The organism is Streptomyces sp. NPDC059002, from assembly GCF_042740435.1.
Taxonomy (GTDB): Bacteria; Actinomycetota; Actinomycetes; order Streptomycetales; family Streptomycetaceae; genus Streptomyces.
Map to the genome: position 1 here is coordinate 9992 of NZ_JBHYJI010000041.1, position 25062 is coordinate 35053.

General features: G+C 72.3%; 20 protein-coding genes. 11 read left to right on the forward strand and 9 right to left on the reverse strand.

Features of this window, described 5'->3' with window-relative positions:
- The 4 genes from ACFWZ2_RS29710 to ACFWZ2_RS29725 form a co-directional block, all read left to right on the forward strand.
- A partial coding sequence (locus ACFWZ2_RS29710; protein WP_384550837.1) for an SUKH-4 family immunity protein occupies positions 1–1829 on the forward strand: 1829 nt, incomplete at its 5' end.
- Between the two features lie 129 nt (positions 1830–1958).
- Positions 1959–2948 (forward strand): LCP family protein, encoded by a 990-nt coding sequence (locus tag ACFWZ2_RS29715; protein ID WP_384550839.1) that lies wholly within the window; start codon positions 1959–1961, stop codon positions 2946–2948.
- Between the two features lie 119 nt (positions 2949–3067).
- Positions 3068–3970: a cellulose-binding protein gene (locus tag ACFWZ2_RS29720; RefSeq protein WP_384550841.1), complete on the forward strand. Its 903-nt coding sequence runs from the start codon at positions 3068–3070 to the stop codon at positions 3968–3970.
- Positions 3971–4176: 206 nt separating this feature from the next.
- Positions 4177–4650, forward strand: a complete 474-nt coding sequence (locus tag ACFWZ2_RS29725; RefSeq protein ID WP_384550843.1) for a carboxymuconolactone decarboxylase family protein — start codon at positions 4177–4179, stop codon at positions 4648–4650.
- Here ACFWZ2_RS29725 and ACFWZ2_RS29730 read toward each other — a convergent pair.
- The 3 genes from ACFWZ2_RS29730 to ACFWZ2_RS29740 form a co-directional block, all read right to left on the reverse strand.
- Positions 4601–6211 carry a cation acetate symporter gene (locus ACFWZ2_RS29730; RefSeq protein ID WP_384550947.1) on the reverse strand — a complete coding sequence of 537 codons (1611 nt, stop codon included), beginning with the start codon at positions 6209–6211 and terminating at the stop codon, positions 4601–4603. The genes ACFWZ2_RS29725 and ACFWZ2_RS29730 overlap by 50 nt on opposite strands.
- 17 nt (positions 6212–6228) lie before the next feature.
- Entirely contained in the window at positions 6229–6666 is a 438-nt protein-coding gene (locus tag ACFWZ2_RS29735) for a DUF485 domain-containing protein (RefSeq protein ID WP_384550844.1), read from the reverse strand.
- Positions 6667–6777: 111 nt separating this feature from the next.
- The gene (locus ACFWZ2_RS29740; RefSeq protein WP_384550949.1) at positions 6778–8385 is read right to left on the reverse strand and encodes an MFS transporter; all 1608 of its coding nucleotides are present in this window, start codon (positions 8383–8385) and stop codon (positions 6778–6780) included.
- A gap of 511 nt (positions 8386–8896) precedes the next feature.
- Here ACFWZ2_RS29740 and ACFWZ2_RS29745 point away from each other — a divergent pair.
- Both ACFWZ2_RS29745 and ACFWZ2_RS29750 read left to right on the forward strand, forming a co-directional pair.
- Positions 8897–9685, forward strand: coding sequence for an ABC transporter ATP-binding protein (locus ACFWZ2_RS29745; protein WP_384550846.1), 789 nt, complete (start codon positions 8897–8899; stop codon positions 9683–9685).
- Entirely contained in the window at positions 9682–12267 is a 2586-nt protein-coding gene (locus ACFWZ2_RS29750; protein WP_384550848.1) for an ABC transporter permease, read from the forward strand. Before ACFWZ2_RS29745 ends, ACFWZ2_RS29750 begins: the two co-directional genes overlap by 4 nt.
- A gap of 79 nt (positions 12268–12346) precedes the next feature.
- Here ACFWZ2_RS29750 and ACFWZ2_RS29755 read toward each other — a convergent pair whose 3' ends face one another.
- The 3 genes from ACFWZ2_RS29755 to ACFWZ2_RS29765 form a co-directional block, all read right to left on the reverse strand.
- Complete coding sequence (locus ACFWZ2_RS29755) at positions 12347–13828, reverse strand: DUF2079 domain-containing protein (protein ID WP_384550850.1); 1482 nt, start codon at positions 13826–13828, stop codon at positions 12347–12349.
- Positions 13829–14029: 201 nt separating this feature from the next.
- Positions 14030–14440, reverse strand: coding sequence for a hypothetical protein (locus ACFWZ2_RS29760; RefSeq protein ID WP_384550851.1), 411 nt, complete (start codon positions 14438–14440; stop codon positions 14030–14032).
- Positions 14433–14936: a SigE family RNA polymerase sigma factor gene (locus ACFWZ2_RS29765; RefSeq protein ID WP_384550853.1), complete on the reverse strand. Its 504-nt coding sequence runs from the start codon at positions 14934–14936 to the stop codon at positions 14433–14435. The genes ACFWZ2_RS29760 and ACFWZ2_RS29765 overlap by 8 nt, the downstream gene beginning before the upstream one ends.
- A gap of 311 nt (positions 14937–15247) precedes the next feature.
- Here ACFWZ2_RS29765 and mfd point away from each other — a divergent pair, with 311 nt between their 5' ends.
- Positions 15248–18778: a transcription-repair coupling factor gene (gene mfd, locus ACFWZ2_RS29770; RefSeq protein ID WP_384550855.1), complete on the forward strand. Its 3531-nt coding sequence runs from the start codon at positions 15248–15250 to the stop codon at positions 18776–18778.
- 17 nt (positions 18779–18795) lie between these two features.
- Here mfd and ACFWZ2_RS29775 read toward each other — a convergent pair whose 3' ends face one another.
- A complete protein-coding gene (locus tag ACFWZ2_RS29775) occupies positions 18796–19242 on the reverse strand; it encodes a nuclear transport factor 2 family protein (protein WP_384550857.1) in 447 nt (148 codons plus the stop codon).
- 133 nt (positions 19243–19375) lie between these two features.
- Positions 19376–19564 (reverse strand): antitoxin, encoded by a 189-nt coding sequence (locus tag ACFWZ2_RS29780; protein ID WP_384550859.1) that lies wholly within the window; start codon positions 19562–19564, stop codon positions 19376–19378.
- Positions 19565–19713: 149 nt separating this feature from the next.
- Between ACFWZ2_RS29780 and ACFWZ2_RS29785 the strand changes: the two genes are divergently transcribed.
- The 3 genes from ACFWZ2_RS29785 to ACFWZ2_RS29795 all read left to right on the forward strand — a co-directional run bounded on the left by ACFWZ2_RS29785 (position 19714) and on the right by ACFWZ2_RS29795 (position 22009).
- Positions 19714–20418 carry an MOSC domain-containing protein gene (locus tag ACFWZ2_RS29785; protein WP_384550860.1) on the forward strand — a complete coding sequence of 235 codons (705 nt, stop codon included), beginning with the start codon at positions 19714–19716 and terminating at the stop codon, positions 20416–20418.
- On the forward strand, positions 20415–21140 hold the full coding sequence (locus tag ACFWZ2_RS29790) for an HNH endonuclease family protein (RefSeq protein ID WP_384550862.1): 726 nt from the start codon (positions 20415–20417) through the stop codon (positions 21138–21140). The genes ACFWZ2_RS29785 and ACFWZ2_RS29790 overlap by 4 nt, the downstream gene beginning before the upstream one ends.
- A 128-nt stretch (positions 21141–21268) precedes the next feature.
- The gene (locus ACFWZ2_RS29795) at positions 21269–22009 is read left to right on the forward strand and encodes an N-acetyltransferase (protein WP_384550864.1); all 741 of its coding nucleotides are present in this window, start codon (positions 21269–21271) and stop codon (positions 22007–22009) included.
- A 7-nt stretch (positions 22010–22016) separates the two neighbouring features.
- Here ACFWZ2_RS29795 and ACFWZ2_RS29800 read toward each other — a convergent pair whose 3' ends face one another.
- Entirely contained in the window at positions 22017–22790 is a 774-nt protein-coding gene (locus tag ACFWZ2_RS29800; RefSeq protein ID WP_384550866.1) for a hypothetical protein, read from the reverse strand.
- A gap of 174 nt (positions 22791–22964) precedes the next feature.
- Here ACFWZ2_RS29800 and ACFWZ2_RS29805 point away from each other — a divergent pair, with 174 nt between their 5' ends.
- The gene (locus tag ACFWZ2_RS29805) at positions 22965–25031 is read left to right on the forward strand and encodes an N-6 DNA methylase (protein WP_384550868.1); all 2067 of its coding nucleotides are present in this window, start codon (positions 22965–22967) and stop codon (positions 25029–25031) included.
- The last annotated feature ends 31 nt before the right edge of the window (positions 25032–25062 follow it).

Sequence of the window (25062 nt, forward strand, 5' to 3'; positions counted from 1 at the left end):
CGGCGTATGGCTATCCGCAGGGTCCGGGAGCCGCCAATGCGCCGCAGCCGCCTGCGGGTTCGCCGGTGCCGCCTCCGCCGGATGCTTCGGCGTATGGCTATCCGCAGGGTCCGGGAGCCGCCAATGCGCCGCAGCCGCCTGCCGGTTCGCCGGTGCCGCCTCCGCCGGATGCCTCCGCGTACGGCTACCCGCAGGGCCCTGGCGCCGCCAACACCCCGCAGTCGCCCGCGAGTTCGCCGGAGCCCGCCGGGGCGCCCGGTGCCGGGGACATCGCGGATGCCGCGACCAGCAAGGCGGAGGGGCCGGTGGGCGGCCGGGGGAGTGGTGCCGGTACGCCGCCGCCTCCCAGTCCGCCGGGTGCGCCCGGTGGTGCGCCGCCGCAGTCGGGGCCCGGTGCGCCGGGTACGCCCGCGGGCGGGTACGTGCCGACGCAGCTCGTCTCGTCGCTCGGACCTGATGGACCTCAGCCGCCCGGTACCCCCAACGCCCCGCAGCCGCCCGGCCCGCCCGGTGCTCCGGGTGCGCCGCAGCCGCCTGGTCCGCCGGGTGCGCCCGGTGGTACGCCGCCCGGTGGTGTGCACCATGCCGCGACGATGCTCGCCGACCCGAGCCTCGGTGGCCCCGGTGGGATCAAGCCGCCGGGTGCTCCCGGTGCGCCTGGTGCGCCCCAGCCGCCCGGTGCCCCCGGCGCCCCTGGTGCTCCGCAGCCGCCCGGTGGCGGGGTGCACCATGCCGCGACGATGCTGGCCGGTCCCGCCGTCGGTGGTCCGGGTGCGCCCGGCATGCCGCCGCCGCCCGCGCCCGGTCAGCCGGGGCCGGGGCAGCCGTACGGCTATCCGCAGCCGCCCGCGGGGCAGCCCACCGTGGGTCCCGGCTACCAGGCCGTGCTGCGCTATCGCGCGGCCGACGGTTCCGAGCAGCAGCTCATCCGCCGCTCGGCGCCCGGTACGCCGCACCCGGAGTGGCAGATCCTGCACGAGCTGCGCGGCATGAACGTGCCGCCGCAGCAGGTCCTGGAACTCCACACGGAGCTGGAGTCCTGCGAGCTGCCGGGTGCCTACTGCGCCCGCATGATCCGCGAGACCTGGCCGCAGGCGCGGATCACGTCCATCGCCCCGTACGGCAAGGACCACGCGTCCCGCCAGGGAGGCATGCAGCAACTCCTGGCCCACCAGGGCGAGTTGCACCAGGTGGCGGACGGGCCCGCGCGGCCCGCGCCGGTGCGTGCGCCGCTGCAGCAGGTGCCGCCCGCCCCGGCGATCCCGCCGGAGGCCATCGGGCAGGAGCTCGCCGCGGCCTTCGGGCCCGGCCTCTTCCGCTTCGATCAGCGCGCGGTGTCCCGGCAGGGCGTGCCGGACATCGTGGCGCACACCCTCGTGGTGGCGGGTCTGCCCGTCGACTTCGGGCCGTTCTTCTGGGCGCAGGCCCAGCCGGGACGTCCGGTGCCGACGCTGGCGGAGCTTGCGCAGGAGCGGGGGGTGCAGCCGGCGTCCGACGCGGGGTCGTACCTCGTCATGGGCAGCGACTTCGGCCGCGCGCTGTGCGTGCAGTACGGCACGGCGAACATCGTGGCGGTTCCGGTGGAGGCGGGGCCCGGCGGGGCGCCGGTGCCGCCGCAGTTCGTGAACACGGGGCTGCCCGAGTTCGCGCGGTGCATGGCCCTGCTCGGGCGGATGTGGCGGCTGCGGTTCGGTCTCAATCAAGAGCAGGCCGGACGGTGGACGGTGGACTTCCAGAATCAGCTTGCCGCGCTGGACGCTGCCGCTTTGGCTTCGCCGGAGAGTTGGTGGTCCGTGCTTCTTGAGCAGATGTGGGACGGGTTGCTGTAGCTGGTTGGCTGCGGGTTCGTCGTGGCTGGTCGCGCAGTTCCCCGCGCCCCTGAAAGACCGCGCCGTTCCCCGCGCCCCTGAAGGGGCGCTCGACCTGCGTAATCAGTCGGGCGCCCCGATCATGCGGGCATGGCAGACAAGGGTTCGCGGGCGGGCGGGCGGCGTTGGCCCAAGCGGGTCGCGCTGAGCCTGCTCGTGCTGGTCGTGCTCGTCGCCGCGTACGGAACCGGCCTGTATTTCTGGGCCGGTTCACGTCTGCGGACCACCGACGCCTTCACGGAGTACGAGAGCAGGCCCGGTCAGGGCAAGGGCACCGACTGGCTGCTCGTCGGCTCCGACAGCCGCTCCTCGCTCACCCCCGAACAGCGCAAGGAGCTGCATGTCGGCAACGACCAGGGGCTGAACACCGACACGATCATGGTTCTGCACTACGGGGACAGCGGGCCCTCGCTGGTGTCGATCCCGCGGGACTCGTACGTCGCCATCCCCGGGCACGGCAAGGGGAAGATCAACTCGGCGTACGCGCTCGGCGGCGCGCCGCTGCTCACCCGGACCGTGGAGCAGGCCACCGGGCTGCGCGTCGACCACTACGCCGAGGTGAACTTCCTCGGCTTCGTGGACGTGGTGGACGCGCTGGGCGGCGTCACGATCTGCGTGCCCGACGGCGGGCTGCACGACGAGAAGTCGGGGGCGGACTTCGACGGCGGGTGTCAGCACATGGACGGGGTGCAGGCGCTGCAGTACGTGCGGGCCAGGTACTCCGATCCGCAGGGCGATCTGGGGCGGGTCAGGCGGCAGCAGCAGCTGGTGAGCGCGGTCGCGAAGAAGGCGGTGAGCGTGTCGGTGCTGCTTCCGCCGTGGAACCTGATCCCGTTCCTGAGCGCCTCGCTCGACGCGCTCACCGTCGACAAGGACACCGGGGTGGGGACGCTGGCCCATATGGGGTTCGAGATGGAGGGGCTGTCCAGCGGTTCGGGGACCACCACGACCGTGCCCGTGGCGAGCGAACCGGAGATCGCCGGGGTCGGCGATGTCGTCGTGTGGGACCAGGTCAAGGCCGATCAGCTCTTCGAAGCGCTCAGAAATGACACCCCGATTCCGACTTCTGACGCCAATTGACGCATCCTTGACCGGGTGGGGTGGGCGGAGTGTCGCGTTATGAGCGCTTCCGCTTGATCCATCAAGATGTGCGCCAATCGCGCTGTACGCGTGAGGTACGTCGGAGAGGGGATCCAAGGATGAGCAGCAGCGGTGCATCGTCGTCGCCGCACGGCTTCGTCACCGTGCGCGGACGCGGCTACCGTCCCGAGCAGGTGGAGGCGTTCGCCGCCGGTCTTTCCCAGGAGCGGGACGGGGCGTGGGAGCGGGCCGCCCGGCTGACCGTCCTCGCCAAGGACATGGAGGCCGAGGCCGAGCACCTGAGGGACGCGGTGTCGCGGCTCGCCCCCCAGACGTACGAGACGCTCGGCGACCGGGCCCGGCAGATCCTGGCGCTCGCCGAGACGGAGGCGGCCGCCGTGCGCGCCGCGGCGGAGGCCGACGCGCAGCGCGTCACGGACGAGGCCGAGGCGCAGGCCCGCGAGGTCGGCGGGGCCGCGAGGGCGTACGCGGACCGGGTGGGCGCCGACGCCGAGGAGCGGGCCGGGCAGCGGCTGCTCGCGGACCGCGCCACCGCCGACGACGCCCGCGTCGGCGCCCGGCGGGACGTCAAGGAGTGGCGCGGCGAGGCGCTCGCCGCGCTCCGGGAGATGCGGGAGCGCACCGCGGGGCTCCTCGCCGACCAGGAGAAGGAGCACGCCGAGCGCTGGGAGGCCGCCGAGCGGGAGATCGCCGAGCGCGAGGCGGCGTTCCAGGCCCGCGAGGCGGAGCTCGTCGCCGCGGCCGAGGCCCGGCTCGCCGAGGCGAAGCGGGGCATCGCGGAGGCGACGGAGTCCGCGCGGCACCGCCAGGAGGACGCCGAGGCGCGCGGCGCCGAGGTGATCGCGGAGGCGACGCTGCGCGAGGAGCGGATCTCGCGCGAGACGGAGCGGGTGCTGCGTGAGCACGGCGAGGAGTGGGATGAGGTGCGGGCGCACATGGATCACGTACGCAGCAGTCTCGCTGCGCTGACCGGGCGTGCGCCCGCGGAGGAGGCGCCCTGAGCGAGGACGGTTCGTTGCTGCGGGTGCGTTGTGGCTGGGCGCGCCCACGCGGCGGAGCCGCATGTGTCACAGCCCCGCGCCCCTTCGGGGCGCTCCCCTGAGACGCGCGTCACAAAGCCTCGTGTCACATCTCCGCGATCCGCTCCGTCAAGCAGGTGTAGCCACCGGCGAAGGCCCGGCAGACACTGAAGGCATAGGAGCCGATCATGGAAGCTCGTCTGAACCTGTTCGAGAACCAGGTCGTGGGCAAGGTCGTGAAGCACATCAACGCGGCCGGCAAGGCGATCGCCGACTCGACCCTGCCGGCCGCCACGCAGGAGCTGGTGAAGATCCGTGCCAGCCAGATCAACGGCTGCGCCTTCTGCACCGACATGCACACCAAGGACGCCGCGCACGCCGGGGAGACCTCGGTGCGCATCAACCTGGTGGCGGCCTGGCGCGAGGCCACGGTGTTCACCGACGCCGAGCGTGCCGCCCTGGAGCTGACGGAGCAGGGCACCCGCATCGCGGACGCGGCCGGTGGCGTGACGGACGAGGCGTGGGCGAACGCCGCCAAGCACTACGACGAGGACCAGCTCGCCGCCCTGGTGTCCCTGATCGCCGTCATCAACGTCTACAACCGTGTGAACGTCATGATCCAGCTGCCCGCGGGCGACTATCGGCCCGGCCAGTTCGGCTGACCGCACCCGCCAGGATCAGGCCCTCCACCGCCTCGTACTGGCGTCGTTGTTCCTCGGCTTCGGCCCGGCCCGAGAGTCTCGTGCCGAGCCAGCCGAGGAAGAAGCCGAGGGGGATGGAGACCAGGCCCGGCGTCGTGAACGGGAACCAGGTGAAGTCGTGGTGCGGGAAGGCCGTGTGCGGCGCGCCCGAGACCAGGTTGGTGCCCGTCATCAGGACCACGGAGCCGAGTGTCCCGCCGAGCAGGGTGCAGAGCAGTCCCGTGCGGGTGAAGCGGCGCCAGAACAGGCTGTAGACCAGGGCGGGGGCCAGGGCCGATGCGCCCAGGCTGAACGAGAGGGTGACCAGCGGCTGCAGGTTGTGGTCCTCGACCAGGACCGCGAGCAGGATCGCGGGGACTCCTATGGCGAGCGCGGAGGCGCGGGCCAGTCTCATCTCGCGGCGGGCGGAGAGATCCCGGCCGCTCGCGAAGACGTCGTGGGCAAGGGAGTTGGCGCAGGCGAGGATCATCCCGGCCACCGACGCGAGCAGGGTCAGGAACAGGGCCGTGGTGACGGTGGTGAAGAGCAGGGTCTCCGCCGTCGAGATGTCGGCGCCGAACGCGGCCCGGGAGCCGAGCAGATACGCGGTGTTGCCCTGCGGGTCGTCCTTCGCGATCGCCGCCCTGCCGATCAGTGCCGTCGCGCCGAAGCCGACGACGGTGATGACGAGGACGAAGAGGGACACGCAGGCCACCGCCCAGGACATGGAGCGGCGGGTCTCGCGGGCGCAGCGCGCCGTGTACATCCGCATCGTGACGTGCGGCAGCGCGGCGCCGCCGAGCACCACCGTCAGCTCCGAACTGATCATGTCGAGGCGGGGGTTGGGGCTCTCGGCGAACTGCAGGCCGGAGCGGAGGAAGGCGGGCCCCGCCCCGCTGCCGTCCCGCGCGGCCGCGAGCAGGGCGCCGGGGTCCCAGTCGAAGCGGCGCAGGATCAGTACGGCGACCACCGCGCCGGAGCCGAGCAGCGTGACGATCTTGAGGATCTGGATGAGGGCGGTGCCCTTCATGCCGCCGATCGCCGCGTAGCCGATCATCAGGGCGCCCAGCGCGACGACGCAGCCGGTCTTCACGCCCTCGCCGGAGAAGCCCAGGACGAACGACAACAGGTCGCCCGCGCCCGCCAGTTGGACCAGCATCAGGGGAAGCAGGGCCGCCAGGGTCGCCGCGCACGCGGCGACCCGGACCGCGCGGCCCGGCGTGCGGCGCGCGAGCACGTCGCCCATGGTGAACCGGCCCGCGTTGCGCAGGGGTTCGGCGAGCAGGAACATCAGCAGGGTCAGGGACAGCGCCGTGCTCAGGGCGAGCACCACACCGTCGTACCCGAGGAGCGCGATCACGCCGCCGGTGCCGAGCACGGTGGCCGCCGAGATGTAGTCGCCCGCGATCGCGAGGCCGTTGCGCATCGGCGAGAGCGCGCCGAAGCCGGTGTAGAACTCGTCGAGGTCGTCCCGGTCGGGTCCGGTCATGACGCACAGCAGGAGCGTGAGGGTGGCCGCGGCGGTGAAGGCCAGCAGTGACATCGTCTGGGTGTCGGCGTTCACGGGCGGCCTCCGCCGCCCGCTCCGTACGTCAACTCGGCCTGTCTGCGCAGGCGGTGGGCCAGTGGGTCGAGTCCCCGGCGCGCCGTGTGCTCGTACAGGAGCACGGCGAGGCCCGTGACGGGCAGCTGGCACAGGCCGATCAGCAGTCCCGTGGAGAGGCCGCCGGTGACCGTGCCAGTCATCAGGGCGGGGGCGAAGGCCGAGAGGGCGAGGAAGAGCGTGAAGTAGCCGAGCGCGGTGAGGGCGGCGACGCGGCGCTGGACGCGGTAGGCGCGGCGCAGGATGCGCAGGTCGCTGTGGCGGCCCGGTGCCGGGTGGCGGGGGAGGCGGGGCGGGGGCGGCTGCGGGGGCGCGGGCGGGGGCTGCCAGGGGTAGGTGAGGTGCGGTTCGTGGCCGAGGTGCGGTTCGGGTGACTGGTGTGGAGGGTGGGTCATCCCGGTTCTCCTTGCGCGGCGTTCGGTCCGCAGGTGCGGACCGCAGGGAGCGAGGGGAGCCGAGACGTTACTCGCAAGTAGGGGAGGTGTGCGGGGTTTTCCGCGAACCGGTCAGTCGGCCTGTTGTGCGGGGGGTGAAGGGGGCGTGGGGGAGGTGGGTGCGGCGGGAGACGCAGGGGGCGTGCGGGTCAACTGCTCCTGCTGGGAGTCCTGTTGCTGCTCCGGCCGCTCTTGCTGCTCGGGCTGCTCGGGCTGCTCGGGCTGCTCCTGCTTCTCCGGCTTCCCCTGCTTCTCCTGCTTCTCCTGGAGGACCGGGAAGCGCCGGGGCGCCACGAACAGGAGGACGAGCAGGGCGAGCGCCGCCGCGCACCCCGCGCCCACGTACACCGCGTCGACCGCCGCGTGCACGGCCCGCCGCAGCCGCTCCGGGTCGGCCACCGCGCCCGGCTCGTCCAGGGAGCGCGCCACCGAGTCCAGCGACCCCGCCCCGCCGAGGCGCGCGGACAGCACGCCGTTGGCCACCGCGCCGAACAGGGCCGCGCCCAGGGTCTGGCCGATCTGCCGGCAGAACAGCACGGACGCGGTGGCCGTGCCGCGCTCGGCCCAGCCGACGGTGGACTGGACGCCGACCATCAGCGGGAGCTGGAAGAGGCCGAGCGCCGCGCCGAGCAGGAGCATGAGCAGGGCGGGTTGCCAGGCCGAGCCGGGGTAGGGGAGCAGCGGGAAGGCGAAGAGGACGAGGGCCGCCGCGCAGCCGCCGCCGACGGCGGTGTTGCGGAAGCCGATCCTGCGGTACACGTGCTGGCTCAGGGCGGCCGACACCGGCCAGCTCAGGGTCATCGTGGAGAGCACGAACCCGGCGGCCATGGGCGCGAGTTGCAGGACCGACTGTGCGTACGTCGGCAGGAACACGGTCGGGGCGACCATCACGAGACCCAGCGCGCCGAGCGCCAGATTGACCGCGGCGATGGTCCGCCGCCGCCACACCCAGCCGGGGATGACCGGCTCCTTCGCGCGCCGCTCGATCACCACGACGGCGGCGACGAGGGCGCTGCCGGTGCCGAACAGGGCCAGCGAGGGCGCCGAGAGCCAGGGCCAGGCGACCCCGCCCTGGACCAGCGCGGTGAGCAGGACGCCGCCGCAGGCGAAGACGGCGATGGCGCCCGCCCAGTCGATGTGCGACCGGGGCGCCGCGGCCCGTTCGGGTTCGTGCAGATGCCGTACGACGAGCCAGAGCGCGACGGCCCCGACCGGCAGATTGATCAGGAAGATCCAGCGCCAGTCCGCGTACGAGGCGATCAGGCCGCCGAGCGCCGGGCCCGCGACCGAGGAGATCGCCCACACGGTGGACAGCTTCGCCTGGATCTTGGGGCGCTGCTCCAGCGGGTAGAGGTCGGCGGCGAGCGTCTGGACCGTGCCCTGCAGGGCGCCGCCGCCCAGGCCCTGGACGACGCGGAAGGCGATGAGCGCGCCCATGTTCCAGGCGCTCGCGCAGAGCGCCGAGCCGATGAGGAAGACGATGCTGCCCGCGATGAGGACCGGCTTGCGGCCGAAGGTGTCGGAGAGCTTGCCGTAGACGGGCAGGGTGACGGTGACCGCGAGCAGATAGCCGGAGAAGAGCCAGGAGAAGACGGAGAAGCCGCCGAGGTCGCCGACGATCTGCGGCACCGCGGTCGACACGATGGTGGAGTCCAGGGCGACGAGCGCCATGGCGAGCATGAGTGCGGCGACGACCGCGCCCCGGCCCCGTATCGCGTCCTGCGCGTCCACGAAAGTCCCTTCCCCCTGCACCGGTTGCTGCGGGCCACCATCTCACCCGGGGTGCCGTGAGGGGAGGGGCGCATGACCGGGTGGACGGAATCACGGCAGGTGAGGCGGGGTTGGGCCGGCGCCGGTCGCGACCGGGGGGTGGAGTCACCCCGAGATGCGCTCCACCGGCGGGTGGAGATCCCCTAGGGGAACCTCCGTACTTCGGACCGGGGGTGCTTCGTCCCCCTGGAGGACGAGAAGGGCCCCGGCCGGTTCTTAGATTGTCTTTACGACGCGGCGCCGCACCGGCGAGACGTCGGGCCACACCAACGGGGGTGGGGTTTTCCCCACTAGAAGACTGAGTTCTGCACCAGCGCGCCGAGCCCCCTCTCGACAGCAGACTTGAAGCGCGAAGCACACCCATGCGAGCCGATCGACGTACCCATGCGCACCACCGCATGACCGACATAGGAGACGTACCGTGACAACGGCTGTAACCACACCCAGGCACGGGGGCACTGGCGGGCGTACGGCCGTGGCGGCACGAGCACGCCAGGTCGTGAAGGCGTACGGCTCGGGGGAGACCCGCGTCGTCGCGCTCGACCACATCGATGTGGACATCGCCCGCGGGCAGTTCACCGCGATCATGGGCCCCTCGGGCTCCGGCAAGTCGACCCTGATGCACTGCCTCGCGGGCCTCGACACCGTGTCCTCCGGGCAGATCTTCCTCGACGAGACCGAGATCACCGGCCTCAAGGACAAGAAGCTCACCCAGCTGCGCAGGGACCGGATCGGCTTCATCTTCCAGGCGTTCAACCTCCTGCCCACCCTGAACGCCATCGAGAACATCACGCTCCCGATGGACATAGCGGGCCGCAAGCCCGACCGCGGCTGGCTCGACCAGGTCGTGGAGACCGTGGGCCTCGCGGGACGCCTCAAGCACCGCCCCACCGAGCTGTCCGGCGGTCAGCAGCAGCGCGTCGCCGTGGCCCGCGCGCTCGCGTCCCGGCCCGAGATCATCTTCGGCGACGAGCCGACCGGAAACCTCGACTCCCGTGCCGGGGCAGAGGTGTTGGGCTTCCTGCGCCGCTCGGTGACCGAGCTCGGCCAGACCATCGTGATGGTCACGCACGACCCGGTCGCCGCCTCGTACGCGGACCGCGTCCTGTACCTGGCCGACGGCCGGATCGTCGACGAGATGCACCACCCGACCGCCGACCAGGTCCTCGACCGCATGAAGTCCTTCGACGCGCGGGGGCGCACGTCATGACCGTCCTCAAGACCTCGATGCGCAACTTCTTCGCGCACAAGGGCCGCATGGCGCTCTCCGCCGTGGCCGTGGTCCTCTCGGTGGCGTTCGTGTGCGGCACGCTCGTCTTCTCCGACACCATGGGCACCACCTTCGACAAGCTCTTCGCGGCGACCTCGTCGGACGTCACGGTCACCCCCAAGTCCGCCGAGGACGCGGGCGACACGCCCCGCAGCGGCAAGCCCGAGTCGATGCCCGCCTCCGTGGTCCAGGAGGCGGAGAAGGCCCAGGGCGTGAAGGCCGCCGAAGGCGCGGTCAGCAGCCAGAGCGTGACCGTCGTCAACTCCGAGAACAAGAACATGGGGCCGACCAGCGGCGGCCCGACGATCGCGGGCAACTGGACGAAGAACGACCTGCGTTCGATGGAGATCACCTCGGGCCACTCCCCGCGCGGCCCCACCGAGGTGATGATCGACGCCGACACCGCCGACAAGCACGACCTCAAGATCGGCGACGAGCTGCGCACGATCACCGCCACCGGCGACCACACCGCGAAGATCTCCGGCATCGCCACCTTCAAGGTGACCAACCCCGGCGCCGCGATCGTCTACTTCGACACCGCGACCGCCCAGCGCGAACTCCTCGGCACCACCGGACGGTTCACGCACGTCAACCTCACCGCGGCGGCGGGCGTCAGCGACGTCCAGCTGCAGAAGAACGTCGCGGGCACGCTGGCCGACGCCAAGACGTACGACATCAAGACGCAGAAGGAGACCGCGGACGACAACCGCAAGTCCGTCAGCGGCTTCCTCGACGTCATGAAGTACGCGATGCTCGGCTTCGCCGGAATCGCCTTCCTCGTCGGCATCTTCCTCATCATCAACACCTTCTCGATGCTGGTCGCCCAGCGCACCCGCGAGATCGGCCTGATGCGGGCCATCGGATCGAGCCGCAAGCAGGTCAACCGCTCCGTGCTCGTCGAGGCCCTGCTGCTCGGCGTGTTCGGCTCGGTCCTCGGCGTCGGCGCGGGCATCGGCCTCGCCGTCGGCCTGATGAAGCTCATGTCCGGCATGGGCATGGAACTGTCCACCGGCGACCTCACCATCAACTGGACGACCCCCGTGGTCGGCATGGTCCTCGGCATCGTCGTCACCGTCCTCGCCGCCTACCTCCCCGCACGACGGGCCGGCAAGGTCTCGCCGATGGCCGCCCTGCGCGACGCGGGCACCCCGGCCGACGGCAGGGCGAGCGCACTGCGCGCCGTCATCGGCCTGGTCCTGACCGGTGCGGGCGGCTTCGCCCTCTACACCGCGGCGCAGGCCGACAAGGCGAGCGAAGGCTCGCTGTTCCTGGGCGGCGGCGTCGTCCTCACCCTCGTCGGCTTCGTCGTCATCGGCCCGGTGCTCGCCTCCGGAGTGGTCCGCGTCATCAGCGCGCTGCTGCTGCGGATGTTCGGCCCGGTCGGCCGGATGGCCGAGCGCAACGCGCTGCGCAACCCGCGCCGCACCGGCGCCACCGGCGCGGCCCTGATGATCGGCCTCGCCCTGGTCGCCTGCCTCTCCGTCGTCGGCTCCTCGATGGTCGCCTCGGCCACCGACGAGCTCGACAAGTCGGTCGGCGCGGACTTCATCGTGCAGCCCACGCAGCCCGGCATCTCCATCACGCAGAAGGCCGCCGACGCCCTCGGCAAGGCCGAGCACGTCTCCCACATCACGCGCTACAAGCAGATCAACGCGGACATGACGACGCCCGACGGCAAGACCGTGGACGAGGTCGGACTGAGCGCCGCCGACCCGACGTACGCCGAGGACCTGCGCCGCGAGACGACCGCGGGCACGCTGTCCGCCGCGTACGGCAAGGACGCCATGTCGGTCGGCGAGGAGTTCGCGAAGAAGCACGGCCTGAAGGTCGGCGACGAGCTGAAGGTCGCCTTCGAGCACGGCAGGACCGCCGAACTGAAGCTCGCGGCGATCACCTCGGAGGAGGGCTCGGTCGACAAGGGCGCGATGTACATGAACATCACGACCCTGGAGCGGTACGTCCCCGCGGACCGGATGCCGCAGAACGACATCATGTTCGCGTCCGCCGACAAGGGTCAGCAGGAGGCCGCGTACAAGTCCCTGAAGGACTCCCTGGCCACGTACCCGCAGTACAAGGTCATGGACCAGACCGACTTCAAGCAGACGCTGAAGGACCAGGTCGGCCAGCTCCTGAACATGGTCTACGGCCTGCTGGGTCTCGCGATCATCGTCGCGGTCCTCGGTGTGGTGAACACCCTGGCCCTCTCGGTGGTGGAACGCACCCGTGAGATCGGCCTGATGCGGGCGATCGGCCTCTCGCGCCGCCAGCTGCGCCGCATGATCCGCATGGAGTCCGTGGTCATCGCCCTCTTCGGCGCGCTGCTCGGCCTCGGACTCGGGATGGGCTGGGGAGCGACGGCCCAGAAGCTCCTGGCCCTCGAAGGCCTGAAGGTCCTGGAGATCCCGTGGCCGACGATCATCGCGGTCTTCGTCGGGTCGGCGTTCGTGGGCCTGTTCGCGGCGCTGGTCCCGGCCTTCCGGGCCGGCCGGATGAACGTCCTGAACGCGATCGCCACCGAGTAACCACAGAGCCGGGGGACACGGGGGAACGGGGGAATCGGTCCCGGCCGGTGCAGCACGCACCGGCCGGGACCGATCGTTTTCACACCTTGCGCAGGACGACGTAGCCGTGTGCGGAGGCCTCGGTGACGTAGGTGACGCCCGGGTGCAGCTGGTTGGCGTACGCGAGGGGGTCCTTGGTCCAGCCCGAGCGGACGTCGAGCGCCACATAGTCGGGGACGACGGGGCGGGCCGCGCCTATCCAGTAGACGCGGGTGCGGTCGGTGAGCCTGCTGATGGGGCCGATGTTCGCCTCGACGGTCGCCCCGTCCGGGATCCGCCCGAGCAGCCGCTCCACGGCGACGACCTGCCCGCTCTTCTCGTACGTCGCGCTCTCGGTGAGCCGGGACAGCGGCAGATACGTCGTCAGGGCGAGCGCGGCGGCCGCGGCGCAGGCCGGCAGCCGGTCGGCGGCGGTGCGCAGCCACGGCCGCCCGCTGCGTCGGTCGCGCTCGACGGCGTCGACGAGGGCGAGCATGACCACCGGCATCAGGACGGCGCTGTAGTGCCAGTCGGTGCCCCAGTAGTGGTCCTCGGCGGAGAGGAAGCGCCAGCCGAGCGTGGGCAGCGCGACCAGGAGCAGCGGCGAGCGCAGCGCGAGCAGTCCGGTGGTGGGGATCAGCAGCCAGGCGAGGGTGCGCAGCTTGGTCCCCGTGCCGTCGAACATCCCCGCGGTCGCACCGGCGTCGCCGACCTTGTCCCAGTAGTCGTACGCCCCGCCCGAGTTGAAGGCCGGGATGACGAGCGTGAGCGTGACGAGGGCGGCGGCGAGCCCGAAGGCGGTGACGCCGAGGGCGTAGGGCACGGTCTTCGGAGAGGTGCGGCGGCACCGGATCGCCACGACGGCCGCGATGGCCGCGAGCGTCACGCCGAGGTCCTCCTTGACGAGCACCAGCGGCAGCGCCCACAGCAGCGCGGCCCGCCACCGGTGCCGCAGCACGGCTTCGAGGGAGAAGGCGATCAGCGGTACGGCGAAGCAGATCTCGTGGAAGTCGAAGTCGACGGCGCGCTGGATCCCCCAGGACAGCCCGTACGCGATCCCGATCGCGAGCCCGGAGCCGCGTCCGAGGAGCCGCATCGCCACGCGCGTCACGGGCACGGCGGAGACAGCGAACAGCAGGGCCTGCGCCACGAGCAGCGTGACCGGCGAGGGGAAGACCCGGTAGGCGGGCGCGAGGAGGGCGGTGACGGGGCTGAAGTGGTCGCCGAGGATGTTCGCCCCGTCGCCCTTCAGCGGGGCGATGGGCGCCTGGAGGTGGGCGTAGGCGCGGATGGCCTGCTCGAAGATCCCGAGGTCCCAGGAGAGGTTCTCCATGCGGCGGTACCGGGTGTACGAGAGCAGGGCGTACGCGACGAAGAGCGCGAGGGCGAGCAGGTAGGGGGCGCGGTCCCACAGGACACGGGTGCTCGAACCGGAGGGGAGCCTCGGCTCGCCTCCGGCATCGGCCCCGGTCCCGGGCCGCGCCGGTATGAGCCCGGCGTCGGCCTCAGGGGCGGCCGCGGTGACGGGGTGGGCTCCGGGCATGGGCTGGCTTTCTGGTCGGCGGGCGGGGGCCGGGTGCGGCTCCCGGTACGTTCGGGGCGACGTGTGCGGGCGGGCCGCGGGCCCAGCGTGCCATTCCTCCGGGGCGGAGTCCCAGGAGGGCGCTCCGTCAGAGGTGCGGGGCTGTGTTCCGCAGCTGCGTCTGCGGGTTTTTCGTGGTTGCTCGCGCAGTTCCCCGCGCCCCTACGGGGCTCGTGGTGTCGTCGTGGGTGGTGCCGACGAGGATGGCGGGTGGGACGGCGTGCCCGACGGGGAGTCCGACGGCGAGGGAGACCCGGACCGCGCCCCCGACGAGGGGGACCCCGGCGGCGACGCCGACGACGTGGGGCTCGGCGGCACCGCGGGCCCCACCTGACCGCCCCCGCCCACCCGCACCGCGGCCACCGCCACACCGCCCGCGACCAGGCACACGGCGAGCGCGGCCCCCGCGGCGAGCGTACGGCGGCGTCGGCGCGCGCCCCGCGCGGCCACCTGTCCGACGGCCGCGGGCGAGGCGAGCCGACCGCCGGACGCGGCGGCCCGCTTGAGCGCGGCGGCCACCGGGTCGTCCGCCGCGGGCGACGGCGCGGCGGCGGGGTCACGGGCGTCAGTCATGGTGCGCCTCCGGGGTGGACGCGTCGTCGAGGTGCGGTGCGAGGGCCGCCCTGGCGCGGGAGAGATGGGACTTCACGGTTCCGGCGGCGATGCCGGTCTCCGCGGCGACCTGCTGCACGGACAGGTCGCAGACGTAGTGCAGGACGGCCACCCGGCGCTGCCGCTCGGACAGCTGCCGCAGCGCGGCCACCAGCGCGACCGTCCCCGGATCCGGCGCGGGCACGGCGTCCGCCCGCTCCCCGTGGTGCCGCCGCCAGGCCTCCAGGGCCCGGCCGCGCCGCCGCCAGCGGCTGACGGCGAGCCGCCATGCGACGGTCCTTATCCATGCCTCGGGCCCGGCGTCCCGGTCGAGCCAGGACCGCCTGCTCCATGCGCGGACGAACGCCTCCTGGACCACGTCCTGCGCTTCATGGAGGTCGCCCGTCATCAGGTACACCTGTCCGACCAGCGGTCTCACGGAGTGCGCGTAGAACGCCTCGAACTCCTCGTCGGTCAAGTGGTCGTCTCCCTGGGGTCTCCCGGCGCGCGGGAGTCGCGGCAGGTCTCAGAAGCAGTACGCCTGGGATCCCGGTCCGGTTTACCCGGCCCCGGAGAAAATCGCGGACAGGTGATTTCGGGACATTGTCCGGGAGCCCGGGCGGGGTCCGGCCCCGGGGCGCCGCCGGGACGAGCCGCGCCCGTCGGCGAGGAGTCGTACGCTGGAGACCCCCGGCCCGTGACACGTGCCGGGCGGTTCGCGTTGCCCGCCCGGCCGCGCACCGCAGCCGGATCCCTGAAACTCCCACGGAACCTGGACGGAAAGCCTTCATGAGCCTGCACGGTCTGCTCGACGCCGTCGTCAAGGACTCCGCACTCGCCGAAGCGGTCAAGGCCGCAACCGACGGCCACCGCATGCACGTCGACCTGGTCGGCCCGCCCGCGGCCCGGCCCTTCGCGGTGGCGGCCCTGGCCCGCGAGTCCGGCCGTCCCGTGCTCGCCGTGACGGCCACCGGACGCGAGGCCGAGGACCTGGCGGCGGCGCTGCGCACGATCCTGCCGCCGGACGGGGTCGTCGACTACCCCTCGTGGGAGACGCTGCCGCACGAGCGCCTCTCGCCCCGCTCCGACACGGTGGGCCGCCGCCTCGCGGTGCTGCGCCGCCTCGCGCACCCGAGCACGGACGACCCGGAGACGGGCCCGGTTTCGGTGATCGTCGCGCCGGTGCGTTCGGTGCTGCAGCCGCAGGTCAAGGGGCTCGGCGACCTGGAGCCCGTGGCGCTGCGCACGGGCCAGAGCACGGATCTGAACGAGATCGTCGAGGCGCTGGCCGCCGCGGCGTACTCCCGGGTCGAACTGGTCGAGAAGCGCGGCGAGTTCGCGGTCCGCGGCGGCATCCTCGACGTCTTCCCGCCCACCGAGGAGCACCCGCTGCGCGTGGAGTTCTGGGGCGACGACGTCGAGGAGATCCGTTACTTCAAGGTCGCCGACCAGCGTTCCCTGGAGGTCGCCGAGCACGGCCTGTGGGCGCCGCCCTGCCGCGAGCTGCTCCTCACCGACCAGGTGCGGGAGCGGGCGGCCGCGCTCGCCGCCGAGCACCCCGAACTGGGCGAGCTGCTCGGGAAGATCGCCGAGGGCATCGCGGTCGAGGGCATGGAGTCCCTCGCCCCCGTCCTGGTCGACGACATGGAGCTGCTGCTCGACGTCATGCCGAGGAACAGCATGGCGGTGGTCTGCGACCCGGAGCGGGTGCGCACGCGCGCGGCCGACCTGGTGGCGACGTCGCAGGAGTTCCTGCAGGCCAGCTGGGCGGCGACGGCGGGCGGCGGCGAGGCGCCGATCGATGTGGGCGCGGCCTCCCTGTGGGGCATCGCGGACGTCCGTGACCATGCGAGCGACCTCGGGATGATGTGGTGGTCGGTCTCGCCGTTCGCCGCGGACGAGGAGCTGGACGAGGACACCCTCAAGCTCGGCATGCACGCCCCGGAGACGTACCGCGGCGACACCGCGAAGGCGCTCGCCGACACCAAGGGCTGGCTCGCGGACGGCTGGCGCGTCGTGTACGTCACCGAGGCGCACGGCCCCGCGGCGCGCACGGTCGAGGTCCTGGGCGGCGAGGGCATCGCGGCCCGGCACGACGCCGACCTCACCGGCCTCACGCCGTCCGTCGTGCATGTCTCCTGCGGCTCGATCGACTTCGGGTTCGTCGACCCGGCGCTGAAGCTCGCCGTGCTCACCGAGACGGACCTCTCCGGCCAGAAGGCGGCGGGCAAGGACGGCCAGCGCATGCCGGCCCGCCGCCGCAAGACGATCGACCCGCTGACCCTGGAGTCCGGCGACTACATCGTCCACGAACAGCACGGCGTGGGCCGCTACATCGAGATGGTGCAGCGCACCGTCCAGGGCGCCACGCGCGAGTACTTGGTCGTGGAGTACGCCCCCGCCAAGCGCGGCCAGCCCGGCGACCGGCTCTACATCCCCACCGACCAGCTGGAGCAGATCACCAAGTACGTGGGCGGCGAGGCCCCCACGCTGCACCGCCTGGGCGGCGCCGACTGGACGAAGACGAAGGCGCGCGCGAAGAAGGCCGTCAAGGAGATCGCGGCCGACCTCATCAAGCTGTACTCGGCCCGCATGGCCGCGCCCGGCCACTCCTTCGCCCCCGACACCCCCTGGCAGCGCGAGCTGGAGGACGCCTTCCCGTACGCGGAGACGCCCGACCAGCTCACCACGATCGCCGAGGTCAAGGAGGACATGGAGAAGACGGTCCCGATGGACCGGCTGATCTGCGGCGACGTCGGCTACGGCAAGACGGAGATCGCGGTCCGCGCGGCGTTCAAGGCGGTGCAGGACGGCAAGCAGGTGGCGGTCCTCGTCCCCACGACCCTCCTCGTCCAGCAGCACTTCGGCACGTTCTCCGAGCGCTACTCCCAATTCCCGGTGAACGTGAAGGCGTTGAGCCGCTTCCAGACGGACACCGAGTCCAAGGCGACCCTCGAAGGCCTGAAGGACGGCTCGGTCGACATCGTCATCGGCACGCACCGCCTGTTCTCCTCGGAGACCAGATTCAAGGACCTGGGCCTGGTCATCGTCGACGAGGAGCAGCGTTTCGGCGTCGAGCACAAGGAGCAGCTGAAGAAGCTCCGTGCGAACGTCGACGTGCTCACCATGTCCGCGACGCCGATCCCCCGTACGCTCGAAATGGCCGTGACCGGCATCCGCGAGATGTCGACGATCACGACGCCGCCCGAGGAGCGCCACCCGGTCCTGACCTTTGTCGGTCCGTACGAGGAGAAGCAGATCGGCGCGGCCATCCGCCGTGAACTCCTGCGCGAGGGCCAGGTCTTCTACATCCACAACCGCGTCGAGTCGATCGACCGCGCGGCGGCCCGGCTGCGCGACATCGTCCCGGAGGCGCGCATCGCGACGGCGCACGGCCAGATGTCCGAACAGGCCCTGGAGCAGGTCGTGGTGGACTTCTGGGAGAAGAAGTTCGACGTCCTGGTCTCCACCACGATCGTGGAGTCGGGCATCGACATCTCGAACGCCAACACCCTGATCGTCGAGCGCGGCGACAACTTCGGCCTCTCCCAGCTCCACCAGCTGCGCGGCCGCGTCGGCCGTGGCCGCGAGCGCGGTTACGCCTACTTCCTCTACCCGCCGGAGAAGCCCCTCACCGAGACCGCCCACGAGCGCCTCGCGACGATCGCCCAGCACACGGAGATGGGCGCGGGCATGTACGTCGCGATGAAGGACCTGGAGATCCGCGGCGCCGGAAACCTCCTCGGCGGCGAGCAGTCGGGCCACATCGCGGGCGTCGGCTTCGACCTCTACGTCCGCATGGTGGGCGAGGCGGTGGCCGACTACCGCGCGTCCCTGGAGGGCGGCGTGGAGGAGGAGCCGCCCCTGGAGGTCAAGATCGAGCTGCCCGTCGACGCGCACGTCCCGCACGACTACGCGCCCGGCGAGCGGCTGCGCCTGCAGGCCTACCGCGCCATCGCCTCCGCCAACACGGAGGAGGACATCGCGTCCGTCCGCGAGGAACTCACCGACCGCTACGGCAAGTTGCCGGAGCCGGTGGAGAACCTCCTCCTGGTGGCGGGCCTGCGGATGCTGTCCCGGGCGTGCGGCGTCGGCGAGATCGTGCTCCAGGGCAACAACATCCGCTTCGCCCCTGTGGAGTTGCGCGAGTCCCAGGAGCTCAGGCTCAAGCGCCTCTACCCCGGCACGGTCATCAAGCCGGCCGCGAACCAGGTCCTCGTCCCCCGCCCCAAGACCGCGAAGGTCGGCGGCAAGCCGTTGGTCGGGCGCGAACTGCTCGGCTGGGTGGGGGAGTTCCTGACGTCGGTCCTCGGGTCGTAGCCCGCGTCCTGCCGCTGTCAGGTCGCGGGGGTGCACGCCGCCGCGACCGACAGGCTGTTCTCGTAGAGGTGGTGCCGGGTGATCCGGCCGTTCTCGGCGGTGAGGCGGAGGGCGAAGGGGCCTTCGAAGGACTTGCCCGTGGCGCGGACCGTGCCCGAGAGGTGGCCCATCAGGACCGCGTCGGTGCCGTCGACGAGGAAGGTGTCGACCGTGGCGCGGGAGTCCTCGGGGACCGTGTACCGCGCCATCTCCGCGGCCTGCGTGGCGCATTCGGCGCCGGTGGAGCGCGGCCGGATCCACGGGACGACGGGGTTCTCGGCGAGCAGCCAGTCGACCTCGTCGGCGAAGATCTCGGTCATCCGGGCGACGTCCCCCGCCATGCGGGCGGTGAGGAACTCCTGGACGGTGGCGCGGGTGGCGTCGGCGACGGAAGCCGTGGTGGCGGAAGGGGACTTGGCGGTCATGGTGCTCTCCCTCGGTGCTCGGCCCGGGGCGGGCCCTCGATGTGCATGAGCTTGCCGTGGCGGGGGAGAGCGGTCGATTACCCCAGGGGTAATGCCCTGGGGCAACCGACGGTGTGCGAGGTGGCGTGCGGGGTCAGGACGGCTGCTGGTCCTCCGGTTTGTCCTCGCCGAGACCGAGCCGCTCGTTCGCCTGCTGCTTGGCCTTGTCGACCTGGTCGGCGTACTTGTCGCCGGTCTTCTCGTTGACCTCTTCTGCCACGGCGTCCGAGATGTCCTTGGCCTTGTCCTGGGCCTGGTCCTTGAACTTGTCGAAGATGCCCATGCGGAGAGCTCCTTGCGGGCGGGGGAGGGGATGCACGATCGACGATACGTCCGAGGTGTCCGCTTTGCTTGCTGAGGGGAGATATGGTCTGGACCACTTGGTCGATACCGTGGTGGTGGCATGAGTCCGCCCAGGGGAGGGAGAGCGCAGTGCCGCTCACAGTCGTGGGGCTGAACAGTTTTCCGGTGAAATCCATGCTCGGGGTGGCGCACGAGCGGCTCGGCTTCGACGCGCGGGGCGCCGTCGGGGACCGGCTGTGGGCCCTGCGGTTCACCGACGGCAAGCTGGCCAGCGGGAAGAACAACCGCCGCTTCCGCCGGGTGACGGGACTGCTCGAACACCGTGCGGCGTACGACGCGGACGGCACCCCCGTCGTCACCGCGCCGGACGGCGAGACGCTGCGCCCCGGCGACCCCCGGATCCCCGAACGCTTCGGAGAGGGCGCCGAGTTGGCGCGCGAGGACGGGGCGAGCCACCAGGACCTCGCCGCGGTCTCCCTCGTCGGCACCGCGTCCCTGCGCGGCCTCGGCGACCTGCTCGGCGACGCCGACCCCGTCGACGTACGGCGGCTGCGCAAGAACATCGTGGTGGAGACCGACGAGCCATGGATCGAGGAGAGCTGGGTCGGCCGCGAACTCACCATCGGCGGCGCGGGGGCGGCGGGCCCGCTGCGGCTGCGCGTCACCCAGCGCGTCGCGCGCTGCGTCATGACCACCCAGGCCCAGACCGGCCTGCCCGCGGACGGCCGCATCCTGAAGACCCTCACCGCCGCGCGCGGCATGTGCATCGGGATCTACGCGGACATCGTGACGCCCGCCCCGCTCGCCCTCGGCGACACGGTGGCCGCCCGATGAACCGACGCACCACCGCGGCCCTGCTGGCCCTGATCGCCGTCCCCGTGCTGCTCACCGGCTGCGAACTCGGCACCAAGGACAAGGAGGAGGGCGGCGCCGCGGGGCCCGACGCGAAGGCGGGCTCCGCACTGGCCGCCGTCGACACGCTCACCGTCAAGGGCCGGGCGCCCAAGACCGGTTACGAACGGAGCCGGTTCGGCAGCGCCTGGGCCGACACGGACTCCAACGGCTGCCCCACCAGGGACGACATCCTCAAGCGCGACCTGAAGGACGTCAGTTACCAGGGCGGGGACTGCCGGGTGGCGGCGGGAACACTCGCGCCCGACCCGTACACCGGCAAGGACGTGTCCTTCCGGCGCGGCCGCAGCCAGGTCGACATCGACCACCTCGTCGCCCTCTCGGACGCCTGGCAGAAGGGCGCCTTCCAGTGGGCACCGAGCAAGCGCATCGCCTTCGCCAACGACCCGCTCAACCTCATCGCGGTGGACGCCCGCCCCAACCGCAGCAAGGGCGACGGCGACACCGCCACCTGGCTCCCCCCGAACAAGGCGTACCGCTGCACCTACGTGGCCGGACAGGTCGCGGTGAAGAAGAAGTACGGGGTGTGGGTGACGTCAGCGGAACGCGACGCGATGAAGAAGGTCCTGACCACGTGCCCGGACGAGAGGCTGCCGTCGGGGTCGGCCCCGACGCTGGCCCCACCGCGCTTCCACGCCCGCTGATCCACGGGCCCCGCAAGGGGCGCGGGGCTGTATCGATATGCGGCTCCGCCGCGTGGGCGCGCCCAGCCTCGACGAACCCGCAGACAAACCATTGGCCGCCCTTCAGCGAAGCGCATACCGTGCGACACATGGACCTGAAGATCACCACCCTCGCCGAGAGGCCAGAACTGGCAGATCCGCTCTGGCACATGGCAGAGGACTGGCCCGAGTTCATCCTCCACGACCCGGTCGGCTGGTCCCTGATCGGCAGGATCGTCGCAGACCTCCCGGAGTACGTCCTGGTCGCCACGGACCAGGACGGCAAGGTCGTGTCCAGGGGCTTCAGCGTGCCCCTCGCCCTGCGGGCCCGCGGAGGCGAGCTCCCGGACGGAGGCTGGGACCAGGCCCTCCTGTGGGCCTTCTCCGACCTCCGGCACGGCAAGGAGACGGACACGGTCAGCGCCATCGAGATCACCGTCGACGAGTCGGTGCGCGGCAAGGGCGTCTCGGGGCGGATGCTCACGGCGATGCGGGAGAACGCCCGCGCCCGCGGCTTCACCGAGGTCGTCGCGCCCGTGCGCCCCAACGCCAAGCACCTCGAACCGGCCGCGCTGATCGACGAGTACGCGTACCGCACCCGCGAGGACGGCCTGCCGCACGACCCGTGGCTGCGGGTGCACGTGCGGGCGGGCGGCGTCATCGAGAAGGTCGCGCACGCCTCGATGACGGTGTCCGGGTCGACCGCGCAGTGGCGCGAGTGGACCGGGCTGCCCTTCGACGCGGAGGGCGAGGTCGAGGTGCCCGGCGCGCTGGTGCCGGTGCACTGCGAACTCGCCCGCGGCTACGCGGTGTACGTCGAACCGAACGTATGGGTCCGGCACGTGCTGTGACGCGCGGTCAGCCGCCCAGCTTGTCCAGGTCGAGGACGTCCCCGGTGGGCGCCGTCGCCTTGACCGGCTTGTCGTAGTCGGTGAACACGAGGCCCTCCGGCTTCCCTGTGGTGGCCTTGTCGACCTTCAGCAGATACGGCTTGCCCTTGGTGGCGACGTAGATCGTGTACTTGTCGCCGCCGTCGTTCTCGGTGAGCTTGATCGCCGGGGTGCCGTCGACCGTGGTCGTCCCGCCCCTGCGGGCCGTGGAGCCGGTGTCCTTGAACTCGGAGAGCAGGGCGTCGAGGTCGCAGAACCCGGCGATCTCCTTCGCGTCGGTGCTCGTCACCTTCGTCTTCAGCCAGCGGTCCGCCATCATGTCGATGCTCGCCTGGACATCGGCCGCGGGCTCGCCCTTGCTCTGCGCGCGCAGGAACTTCTCGTCGTACTTCATGTAGGCGACGTCGCCCGGGATGATCAGCTCGATCGAGCCCTCCTTGGCGGTGCCCATCGTGCCCGTGCAGGTGCCCTTGGTGTCGAGGGCCAGGTCCATCCGGAGGGGGCCGGACGAGTCGTCGGCAACCTCGCCCTTGATGCGGAGCGACGCGGCGCCGGTGGTCGCCTTGATGGCCTTCTCGGCGATGTCGCCGCCGGACATCCCGGCGAACGGCTCCTTCGGCTTCGCGGCGGTGGCCCCGTCCTTCTTCGTCTCGGTGCCGCAGGCCGTCAGGCCGACGGTCGCCGCGGTGGCGAGGCAGACCGCCGCGATCGCGGTACGGCGTGAGCGCAGGTGATGACGCATGGAGATCCCCCCAGGGAAGTCGTTCGATGGGGACATCACAACAGGAGTGTGTGAACCGAGTCAACACGGTTGCCTGTGGAGTGTGGGTTCACGGCCGTGAAGCACCCCGTGCGGCTGATCGCTGGGTATGCTCGACGCCGCGCGACTGACCCCGCGCACGAGGGGAGCTGCCAGATGACGTCGCCGGACGACGCCACCGAGGTCACCGCCGCCGGAATCGCCCGGCTCGCCGGAGTCGGCCGCGCCGCGGTCAGCAACTGGCGCCGCAGACACGGCGACTTCCCCAAGCCGGTCGGCGGCACCGAGACCAGCCCCTCCTTCGCGCTCGCCGACGTCGAACGCTGGCTGCGCGCCCAGGGCAAGCTCGTCGAGGTCCCGCTCCGCGAACGCGTCTGGCAGCGGCTCGCCGGACACCCGGCGGGCCCCGTCACCGCCCTGCTGCACGCGGGCTGCGCCCTGCTCCTCGTCCGCGACAGGCCGCCCGCCTGGCTCGCGGCCAGCGCGGTGTCCGACGAGCGGATGGCCCAACTCCTGCCCGGCGAGCTGGACGAGGCGGTGACGCCTCGGCTCGGGGTGCGCCGCGAGCGGGCCGTGCGCGTCCCCGATGCCGCCGAACTCCTGCCGTCCGTCCCGCTGTTGCGCGGCGTCGCCGAACTCGCCGCGGAACTCGGCGCCCAGCAGACGTACGAGTTCCTGCTCGGCCGGCACATCGAGGCCAACCCGCGCCAGTACACGCTCACCCCGGCGGGCCCCGCCGAGCTGATGGCCCGGCTCGCCGGGACCACCGCACCCGCCCGCACCGTCCTCGACCCCGCGTGCGGCACCGGCGCCCTGCTGCGGGCCGTCGCGCCGCGCCCCGGCCAGTACCTGTACGGCCAGGACAGCGCGCCCGAACTGGCCGCCCTCACCGCGCTGCGCCTCGCCCTGCACTCCGACGCGACCGTGCGCAGCATGGCGTCCGACACCCTGCGCGCCGACGCCTACGAGGACCGCAGGGCCGACGCCGTGCTCTGCCACCCGCCGTTCAACGAACGCAACTGGGGCCACGGCGAACTGGCCTACGACGCCCGCTGGGAGTACGGCTTCCCGGCCCGCGCCGAGTCCGAACTCGCCTGGGTCCAGCACGCGTTGGCCCGCCTCGTCGACGGCGGCACCGCCGTCCTCCTGATGCCGCCCGCCGCCGCGTCCCGCCGCTCGGGCCGCCGCATCCGCGCCGACCTGCTGCGCCGCGGCGCGCTGCGGGCCGTGATCGCGCTGCCGGCCGGGGCGGCCCCGCCGTACAACCTGCCCCTGCACGTCTGGGTCCTGCGCAGGCCCGCCGCCGGTGCGCCCCCGGCCCCCGAGCTGCTCCTCGTGGAGGCGGCGGGCCTGCCCGCCGCCGACGGCAGGGACAAGCAGCTGTGGCCCGCCCTGCAGGACACCGTGCTCGACCTCTGGCGGCACTTCGACCGGCACGGCACGGCGCAGGAGCGGCCCGGTGCGGCCAGGGCCGTGCCGGTGCTCGAACTCCTCGACGACGAGGTCGACCTGGCGCCCGCACGCAGGCTGCCGCCGCCCGCCGCGGAGGGCGGCACCGTGGAGCTCGCGACCGTACGGGACGGCCTGGGCGAAGCGCTGCGCAGGGCCGCCGACCTCGCGCCGCGGGACGTCGAACGGACCGCGGACGACGACCGTGCGCGGCGGACGCTCACCACCGTCGGTGAACTGGCCCGCGCGGGCGCCCTGTTGCTGCACACGGGCACCGGCACCGGCCCCGACGGCGTGCCCGTCCTCACCGACCACGACGTGCTCGCGGGCACCGCACCGTCGGGCACCGGCCACGACGGCACGGACGAAGAACCCGCCGTCCTGACCGAACCCGGCGATGTCGTCGTCCCCGTCCTCGGCGGCGGCGCGGTGGCCCGCGTCGTCGACGGGACCACGGCGGGCGCCGCGCTCGGCCGCGGCCTGACCCTGCTGCGTCCCGACCCGGCCGCCCTCGACCCCTGGTTCCTCGCCGGGTTCCTGCGCGGCACCGCCAACCACCGGCAGGCCAGCAGCTACGCCTCCACATCGGCACGGCTCGACGTACGCCGCCTCCAGCTGCCCCGGCTTCCGCTCGCCGGACAGCGCGGCTACAGCGCACGCTTCCGTGAGCTCGCCGCGTTCGAGGACGCCCTGCGCCTCGCGGGCAGGCTGGGGGAGCGTCTGGTGCGCGGTCTGCACGACGGACTGACGGACGGCACGCTTCCGCCGGAGTGACGCAACCGGAGCCCGGCGCGCGGGCGTGACC